General features: G+C 42.7%; 4 protein-coding genes and 1 pseudogene. All 5 read right to left on the reverse strand.

All coding sequences use genetic code 11. The annotated features are described in order from the left end of the window. Positions 1-769, reverse strand: a pseudogene (locus IQ264_RS30950) (hypothetical protein); the annotation flags it as partial. Positions 770-930: 161 nt separating this feature from the next. After that, positions 931-3,591, reverse strand: a complete 2,661-nt coding sequence (locus tag IQ264_RS30955) for a DEAD/DEAH box helicase (RefSeq protein ID WP_193986302.1) — start codon at positions 3,589-3,591, stop codon at positions 931-933. A 190-nt stretch (positions 3,592-3,781) separates the two neighbouring features. Beyond that, positions 3,782-3,961, reverse strand: a complete 180-nt coding sequence (gene psb34, locus IQ264_RS30960) for a photosystem II assembly protein Psb34 (RefSeq protein WP_073596700.1) — start codon at positions 3,959-3,961, stop codon at positions 3,782-3,784. Positions 3,962-4,312: 351 nt separating this feature from the next. Further along, a complete protein-coding gene (locus IQ264_RS30965) occupies positions 4,313-5,149 on the reverse strand; it encodes a thiazole synthase (RefSeq protein ID WP_193986304.1) in 837 nt (278 codons plus the stop codon). A gap of 158 nt (positions 5,150-5,307) precedes the next feature. Beyond that, entirely contained in the window at positions 5,308-6,423 is a 1,116-nt protein-coding gene (gene thiO / locus IQ264_RS30970) for a glycine oxidase ThiO (RefSeq protein ID WP_193986305.1), read from the reverse strand. Positions 6,424-6,481: the final 58 nt, after the last annotated feature.

The following is a 6,481-nucleotide window of genomic DNA, read 5'->3' on the forward strand; positions in this document are numbered from 1 at the left end:
CCCCAGCCCCCCTTTCCTGCACCACAGGCACAACAGCAACAGGCACAGCATCAGGGGCAACACAATTTCCCGTACTGGGGGCAGATACACCAACACCACTTACAGATTTAACTCCGTAGCGATTGAGGGCTGATTTCAGCCAAGCTAAATCCGTTTGGACATTTGCCACCGCATCCACACCCCAGCGCCAACCGAAAAAAGTCGTCTGGTTAGTATTCACTACTGCGGGCGGACTATCCTTAACTGACCAAGTAGCAGCAGTTTGACTAGTAAGAGTTGTGGGAATCACCACTCCCCCGTGAACTGTACCTTGAAGCGAGGATTCAGAATCCTTTTGCTGATTAGCTGTTTTGCTAGGTTTCAAGGTTGAAGGTTCCGCGAGAGGAAAAGCCCAATAAGCGCCCAAAACACCCCGCAACATTTGGCGCACTTCTGGCGCAGAAAGATTACCTGCTGGCCCACTAACAATTAAGCGACCGCCTTTTTTCATCCATTCCGAAAGTGCGATCGCCTGTTGCGGTGATAAACTTTCCACATTCGGCAAAAATAGCACTCTTGTACCCGTCAAATCAGTGGCTTTCTGCACACTTTGCAAATCCACCACACAATAAGCCACACCACTCTGATTCAACCGATTAGTAATCCCCATCCATTGCGTAGCATTATCACCACTACGCACCACGCCTAAAGTCACACCTTCCGCCAAAGCAGCAGAAGAGAAAAGGCAGAAGGCAGAAGGCAGAAGGCAGAAGGCAACACTTTTCCTCACATTTAACTCCTCACACTAAACCAGGATTTACAGATTTGAAGATGAACAGGATTATAGATGAACAAGATTATCCTGATTAATCCACAAATAATCTTGCCAATCATCAATCCGCAAATCTTAACTAATCAATCCTGCTAATCCCATAATCCTAAAAATCCCGATCAACCGACAATTTCATTAACTGGAAACCTATCCATTAATTGCAAAGCGCGACTAGCATTCCTCTTAATAGAATCCGGCAAATTTGGCACATGAGGTATTTGAGAGAGAAAATCAAGAGTTCTGCGTAACATCCGCACCACATCTCCTTCATCTAAAGTTGTGTTTTCGCATAAATGCACCCACTCTATTCCTAATGCCCATTGTTCTACTAACCCAATTAATTCATCTTCCAACCAAACTGGTAAAGCTACATTATGCCGCCTTTGCACTTGGAAAAGTTGCCTTCTAATTCCCCGTAATTTACTCAAAGCTTCCTGTACTTCCTGAGATGGAATATACCTACTTTCCGAATCTGGACGGGGTGTTTCTGTCACCAAAGCTGCTGCTGCTGCTGCTAAGTGATGAGGGCCTAAATCATCCAATTCACCCGACATTAACGCCAATCCCAGCCATAATTCATTGTCTCCCCGAATCGCTGCCGCAGCTTGTCCTAACGCAGTTGGTGTTAATTCATCCAAGCAACCAAAGCTTTGTAAAATCAAAATTAAATCCAAGAATTCTTCCCAATGACGTTGCGATTCTTGATCGAGTTTTTCTTGTAATAAATTAATCTCAGTTTGCAGAGTAATCAAACGCCGAGTACGTTTAATTAATGTCCCTGGATTCCCCCATTGGAGAATTGGATGATTTTCTAATTGTGCTTCTACCGCCTTAACTCGTTGATTTTGCGCCGCTACTTCTGGCGCTTCTTCTGGTGATGACTGTACGGGAATTGTACGCGCAATATCGACAGTTTCTTCTGTACCTGTCCGCACGCTACCAAATTTTATCTGCATTTCTGGTGGTGGCCCTGCTAAATTATCTACCCTAGATAACCGGGGCAATTCAGCATGAAAACCCACTACATCATGAACGCTTACCACATACCAACGGTTATCTTTGCCCAAACAAATTAAATAGGGAGTTTGTCCGGGGCCGGGTTTTTTATTAACTAATACTGCCGGGATAGGTGTAGAAACCGGAACGTGCTTACCTTTAAGACTGAGAACAGTTCCAGCAACCGCAAAGGGTAAAGCAGCAGCAATATCACCAGATAAAATATCAGCAGATTGTTGCTGCAAAGTTTTTAATAATTGTCTTTCTGCCTTCAACCTTTGCTGTAATTTCTCATAATTACTGATTAAATCTGGATTTACTTGCTGCATTTGAATTTCCAATTGGTCAGCTTCTTTTTGCAACTTTTGTACCGCTTTCCGATTTGGTTCTAAATGCAATGTTGCTAAATACTGTCCAAAACTGCGTTCGATTAATTCTTTTGCTTCTTCTAAAGTGTGAGTTTGCAGCAAGTTCAACACCATCCCATAACTAGGGGTAAATTGACTTACCAAAGGATCGGCTTTTGATGTTGCTAAATAAGCTGCTTCTTTTGCTCCTTCAAATGGTGTTTGTAATGTCACTACGTAGCCTTTTTTATCCATGCCCCGCCTACCTGCCCTACCTGCCATTTGTAGAAATTCTGAGGCGGTAAGTAATCTATGTCCTCTATCGGTACGTTTGGAAAGAGTCGAAATTACTGTGGTTCTCGCTGGCATATTTATTCCAGCAGCTAAAGTTTCGGTGGCAAATACTACTTTAATTAAACCTTCTTGAAATAGTTCTTCGACTAATCCTTTCCAAGTTGGTAAAATTCCCGCATGGTGAGCAGCAATTCCCCGATACAAAGGTTCAACTTGTCCAACTCTTGCTGCTTCGGGATAACGGGCTAAAAATTCTTCAATTCTTGTTTTTAATAGTTGTTGTTCTGTTTCGTTAACTAATGCTAATTCAGCTACTTCTGCTACTGCTTGGTCACAACCTCGACGGCTAAATATAAAGTAAATTGCGGGTAGCATTTCCCGTTGTCGCAATTGATTCAAAATAAAGGGTAAACTGGGGCTTTCTGGACGTTTACCGCTGGTTTGTTGTCCGCCTTTGAGTTTGAGACGAATATTAATTTTGTTATTTTCTGGGTTGAGTAGAGGAAATACGCCTTTGGGATTACCAAAGTAAAATTCTAAAGGTATGGGGCGAAAGTCAGAGTAAATTAAGTCTGTTGGCCCATGAACTTGACTTATCCAGTCTGTGAGTTGTTGGGAGTTGGCGACGGTGGCGGAAAGTGCGACTAGTTGAATTTCTTTCGGGCAATAAATGATCGATTCTTCCCAAACTGTACCGCGTTGGCGATCGTTCATGTAATGACATTCATCCAACACTACCGCTTCTACACCAACTAACGATGTACCAACTTCGCCAATGGGAGTTCCGTAAAGCATATTACGGAAAATTTCTGTCGTCATCACTAAAATCGGCGCATCCCGGTTAATTGAGGTGTCACCTGTAAGCAACCCAACATTATGGTTGCCGAACTGTTGCCCAAAGTCACGCCACTTTTGATTGGAAAGAGCTTTTAATGGGGTGGTGTAAAATACTCGACCGTTGCTGTGGAGGGCGCGGTGAATGGCATATTCCCCAATTAATGTTTTCCCAGAACCTGTAGGGGCGCAAACGACGACGGAACGACCTGCATTTAAAGAGGCGATCGCATCTAACTGGAATTTATCCAGCTGAAATGGGAAAATTTCTTCTAAGTTGAGCGCTGCTGAAGTAGGGGAAGAAGTCACACACTAAAATCCAAATTTTATATTGTAGATTAATTTACTAGTCTCCGATTCTATCAAAATGCCCTTTCTGACTAATCCTACCTGATTTTTACGTTAATCTCAAATAGTTAAACCAGGTGTCTTACCTATCAAGTAAGATACCTGGTCATTCTCATGATTACTTTTAGTAACTAATTTTGCAACTGGAATGTTAGCTTACACTCGAAACCGAGAAGGCAACGAAAATCAAAGCACTTACCAGCACTAACGCTAACCCACCCATGATGATGTAGTTACGTTGTTCTGTTTTGGTAGGAGGTGTTGCTTGGTAAACTTTGGGTTCAACTGCAAAATTGTTTAAACGTCCGCCTTCTTCGGTTGTGTAGCGCATAAAATAGTCCTTTATTAAACTTATTACTTATTGTAACAATACTTTGCAGATTTGTTAATTTTGCTCGCAAATTTTCTTAATGTTCTCTGTTTGGGGACTGGGGACTGGGAAGAAGAGATAGGGAGGTAGGCAGGGCTAATTCATTTTCAACGGAGAAATTGATTTGTGAAGGAGAGATAATGCAAACAACGGAAAAATCATCTTTCCCCTTGTCCCCTTGTCTCCTTGTCCCCTTGTCCCCCCATCCGGTTAATTTTATTTGATGACCATGAATTAGCCCTGGGGAGGTAGGGGGGTGGGGAGAGTTTTAGATGTAGTTAAATTATTTCCCCCCATCTCCCCTGCCCTAAACTAGCTAATAGTACCAGAGAGGGGAGAACTGGCGCTGGCGTAAGTTTTTACGGGAATGCGTCCAGCTAGGTAGGCTAGTCTTCCGGCGATGGTGGCTAAATTCATAGCTTGTGCCATTGCTGCTGAGTTTTGGGCTTGGGCGATCGCAGTATTAATTAACAACGCATCTGCGCCCATTTCCATTGCAGAGGCGGCTTCACTGGGCGTAGCAATTCCCGCATCTACAACTACGGGAATTTTCGCATTGTCAATAATTATCTGAATATTGGCAGCATTTTTGATTCCTTGACCAGAACCAATGGGAGAACCCAAGGGCATAACGGTAGCGCAACCCGCTTCTTCCAGGTGTTTGGCTAACAATGGGTCAGCATTAATATAAGGTAGAACGGCAAAGCCTTCCTTCACTAACTTCTCTGCTGCTTGTAAAGTGCCAATGGGATCGGGTAAAAGATATTTGGGATCGGGAATAACTTCTAATTTGACAAAGTTATTGTCTTCTTGTCCCAAAAGTTTCGCCATTTCTCGCCCTAACCGGGCTACTCGAATCGCATCTTCGGCGGTTTGACAGCCTGCGGTGTTGGGTAACATCCAAATTTTAGACCAATCTAAGGCTTCTGCTAGTCCTTCATGTCCGGGGGCGTTAGTTTGAACTCGTCTGACAGCGACGGTAACAATTTCGCAGCCGCTAGCGATGACACTTTGCTGCATTTCCGGGATGCTACGATATTTACCTGTTCCGGTCATTAAGCGAGATTTGAAGGTTTTTCCGGCGATGGTGAGGGGTTGATCTGCGATCGCTTCCATCAAATCAAGGGTAGATTTATCTAAAATTTGCATTGCTGGATACAGAATTACTAAACATATTGTGCAAAAGAATTAAGCCAACGGGAATTAAATTAGCATTTAAAATGTTAATTTAATTTTGCATACTTGATTTTTCTGAAAATATTTGAATTTAATTTACATTTTCCCATTTTTTCCTAACTTATGTAAAGTTACTTTTCAGTAAACCTAGTATAGTGAAAATGACTCAAAAGTGAATTAGCAATTTGTTTTTCCAGCAAGTCAGCGATTAACAAAGCGGTAATCGGAGCCAAAAGAATACCGTTACGATAATGCCCAGTTGCTAAAGTCAAATTTTCGTAAGCACTAGTTCCCAAAATTGGTAATTCATCAGGTGTTGCTGGACGAAATCCCCACCAAAATTCTAAAATCGGCAAGTTTTTTAATGGTGGATAAAGTCGAGTTGCTCCGCTGAGTAATTGTTGGATACCTGCGGCAGTGTTATCAGGAGTAAACCCAACATTTTCACTAGTAGCACCAATTACTATTCTGCCATCTTTTCGCGGCACAATGTAAGTTTCATCACCGAATAAAACATGATTTAATTCTTGGGTGGAAGAGAGCGATTCCGCAAGGTGGACGCTACGCGATCGCACGGACAACATTTGACCCTTTTTCGGGTAAACTGCTATTGGCAATAACTCCTGCGACCAAGCACCAGTAGCTAAAACATAACGTTCAGCTTGCCAATCCCCCACCAAACTTTTTACATATTTAATCTGCTGATTTTCCCGCACAAATTCTGTAACAGCAACCCCTTCTACAATCTCAATTCCTAACTGTTGAGCCGCCATCAACAAAACATGAGCCAAAGCTCGATTATCCACTTGCCCATCATCAGGATACCACCAGCCACCGACCACTTCTGAACTTATACCAGGTAGATGTTGCTGAATTTCTAATTGATTTAACCAAACTTGATTAGCTATTAAATTCTCCCCTGCTCCCCTGCTCTCCTGCTCCCCTGCATCATACACAGGAGCCAAAATTCCACAAGGCCAATAACCCGTTTCTAAACCCGTAATTTCTTCTAATTTTCTAATCCAATCTGGATAAATTGCCCGACTTTGCAGACACAAATCTAACATTGGGCTAGGAGGAATTTTTTCTGCTTGCGGTGCTAACATTCCCGCCGCAGCGTGAGTTGCTGCTTCCTGAAAATTCCTAGATAAAACCGTTACTTTCACCCTTCGCAATTTTAATTCAATTGCCAAAGAAAGCCCAATAATTCCACCACCAATAATTAGAACATCGCTGACTTTATTCATGCTCATCGATCAAATATTAAGAATGCAGGGGGAATGGGGAGATGGAGAGATGGGGAGA

The organism is [Phormidium] sp. LEGE 05292 (genome assembly GCF_015207735.1).
In the GTDB taxonomy this organism is placed as follows: Bacteria; Cyanobacteriota; Cyanobacteriia; order Cyanobacteriales; family Aerosakkonemataceae; genus Floridanema.

Coding starts and splice junctions, on each gene's coding strand:
- psb34 (WP_073596700.1), bottom strand. CDS start 3,961: ATGCGCTACACAACCGAAGAAGGCGGACGTTTAAACAATTTTGCAGTT.
- IQ264_RS30965 (WP_193986304.1), bottom strand. CDS start 5,149: ATGCAAATTTTAGATAAATCTACCCTTGATTTGATGGAAGCGATCGCA.
- thiO (WP_193986305.1), bottom strand. CDS start 6,423: ATGAATAAAGTCAGCGATGTTCTAATTATTGGTGGTGGAATTATTGGG.